The 2,119-nt window shown below is 42.7% G+C and carries 3 protein-coding genes, 1 tRNA gene and 1 pseudogene; 3 read left to right on the top strand and 2 right to left on the bottom strand.

Annotated elements, in window-relative coordinates; translation table 11 throughout:
- Positions 1 to 265 precede the first annotated feature (265 nt).
- Both ASN18_RS16935 and ASN18_RS16930 read left to right on the top strand, forming a co-directional pair.
- Positions 266 to 568 carry a hypothetical protein gene (locus ASN18_RS16935; RefSeq protein WP_157073080.1) on the top strand — a complete coding sequence of 101 codons (303 nt, stop codon included), beginning with the start codon at positions 266 to 268 and terminating at the stop codon, positions 566 to 568.
- Positions 569 to 787: 219 nt separating this feature from the next.
- Positions 788 to 864 (top strand) — tRNA-Met (locus tag ASN18_RS16930).
- Here ASN18_RS16930 and ASN18_RS18045 read toward each other — a convergent pair.
- Positions 821 to 1,069 (bottom strand): helix-turn-helix domain-containing protein, encoded by a 249-nt coding sequence (locus ASN18_RS18045; protein WP_353740376.1) that lies wholly within the window; start codon positions 1,067 to 1,069, stop codon positions 821 to 823. The genes ASN18_RS16930 and ASN18_RS18045 overlap by 44 nt on opposite strands.
- 231 nt (positions 1,070 to 1,300) lie before the next feature.
- Here ASN18_RS18045 and ASN18_RS18110 point away from each other — a divergent pair.
- A pseudogene (locus tag ASN18_RS18110) lies at positions 1,301 to 1,905 on the top strand (IS256 family transposase); the annotation flags it as partial.
- A 9-nt stretch (positions 1,906 to 1,914) separates the two neighbouring features.
- Here ASN18_RS18110 and ASN18_RS16915 read toward each other — a convergent pair.
- Positions 1,915 to 2,119: transposase (locus ASN18_RS16915; RefSeq protein WP_236861871.1), on the bottom strand; the 205-nt coding region annotated here is incomplete at its 5' end.

The following is a 2,119-nucleotide window of genomic DNA, read 5'->3' as shown; positions in this document are numbered from 1 at the left end:
TCTGCTGCCACCTTTGTTATTGTCTGCTTTTCTTTCATCGTTAACCTCATCTCTTCCTCCCAGTTCTCTTGACTGAGAGTTTTTATCGTTTCTTTTCGTATAGTTTTTTAGTTGAGGCAACGTTTACCTTTCCTATAGTTTTTTCGTGATGCAATTCGAAACATTGCGCAGATATATCAAAAGGTGTATAATAGAGAGCAGAGATTTCTTGTCTCTGCGAATCAGTGGATATGTAAAATATTATAATACCGGAGGAGTGAGCGACATGTCAGAAAAGATAACAGTTACCGTAGAATCACAGTACAAGGACAGGGTTGCAAAATTTCTAAACAGCCGTAACAGAGATGTAGCCGAGATGCGGGGGGAAATAGCAAAAGGCGAGTATCCATCCGTAAAGATGACAGGCGGAATGATAAAAAAAGCTGCCGCAGCTATTGGACTGACGAAATTTGCAGAAATGGGGGAAGCGATAGAAACCGCCGCCAATCTCAAGGACTCAGGCAAAGTAAAGATACTCATTGACGAACTTGCCGATTACCTATCACGAGTAGAAATAACATATTCATAGACTGTGGATTGAAACTGGTTGACACTGGGTATATCCCTGCCTGGCAGCAGTCAAAGTTGAGGCAGCCGCCGCGGGGGTGCCTGTGTGCCAACTGTGGGGGGTACCGCTCAGATATTATTTTATTAAGCTCAGATATTATTTTATTAAATTGATTGACATTAATAAATACGTTTTGTTAATCTACATACAGCAAGGCACTGCAACAGGGCCGGTGCATAGCGCGGGGTGGAGCAGCTCGGTAGCTCGTCGGGCTCATAACCCGAAGGTCGGTGGTTCAAATCCGCCCCCCGCCACCACATCCTCTCTTTTATAGCTCGGCGGGAAATATCCAACCACATTCAGAAAATCATACATCGATGCTTCGAGGCCGTTTAGTATCTTGATCAGATTATCGAATAAGATTTTATGCTCTCCGCGCTCAAGTGATGCTATTCTAGAAAAAGATACGCCACATTTTTTACTCAATGCCTGTAATGATAATCCCTTCTCAATTCTTTTCATTTTGATGTACTCGTTTCCTTTCATATATACCTCCTTATAATTCGTTCTAACATAAATTATCACATGATCAAATAATTTGTCAATATTCGCAAAAGATGTTGACATGTGATAATTACGTTTGCTATTCTTAGCAAACAACGTGGATAAACCAGATTATAAAATACTGATGTCGAGCATTAATGTAACGGGTGCAAACAAACCCAGTACAAATAATCTGAATGAAAAGCCATAAATGGTTTTGGCAAGCCACGTCGTGTAAGCATGAAGATAGGGACGATAGAAGCAAGACGTCCCAGGTTGAGGAATCTTGAGGATCGTTTTGAGAGCCGGAGACTGTGCCGTTGTTTAAGAAAAGAACGCAAGAGGTAGGAAATCTCTTACCGGAGTGATACCTTCACGGGTTGGCCACAGGGGATTTCGAGTTGGCATTAAGGGGTCTTCTTGGGGAAGGAGCGCCACTTTCAGCGAGTTCAATACAACGTCTAAAGGCCAAGTGGGAAGGCGAGTATGACGATTGGCGAAGGGAAGAGTTAAGCGGCCTGGAAGTGGTTTATATATGGGCAGATGGTATTTAAGTAAAGGCCGGACTTGAAAAGGATAAGGCAGCGTTATTGGTGATAATAGGGGCGACAAGAGAAGGGAAAAAGAAGCTATTAACAGTAGATGGCGGTTACAGAGAATCCAAGGAATCGTGGTCTGGTGTTTTACGTTCGTTAAGAGACAGAGGACTACAGGGTCTGCGTCTCACAGTGGCGGACGGCAATCTTGGCATATGGAGTGCGTTTGGAGAGATTTATCCTGAGTCTAAGGAACAGCAGTGTTGGAATCATAAGATATAGCGAGTGTCAAAATAAAATTCCGAAAGATGTCGTATTCATGACTTGTCCTGGATTGTTTGTGAGGTCAAGAATAGCCTCATCAAGGCGTGCAATGAGCTTTTCAACATTACGGCAATGGATTTTATTAAACCAGCGTTGCTTCAGGAGTAACCATATATTTTCAATTGGGTTAAAGTCAGGTGAGTAAGGCGGAAGATATACAGGTTCAAAG

The sequence above is a fragment of the Candidatus Magnetominusculus xianensis genome (genome assembly GCA_001541255.1).
GTDB classification, from domain to species: Bacteria; Nitrospirota; Thermodesulfovibrionia; order Thermodesulfovibrionales; family Magnetobacteriaceae; genus Magnetominusculus; species Magnetominusculus xianensis.
The sequence above is the reverse complement of the archived record's forward strand: the minus strand, read 5'-3'. Positions and strand labels throughout refer to the sequence as shown.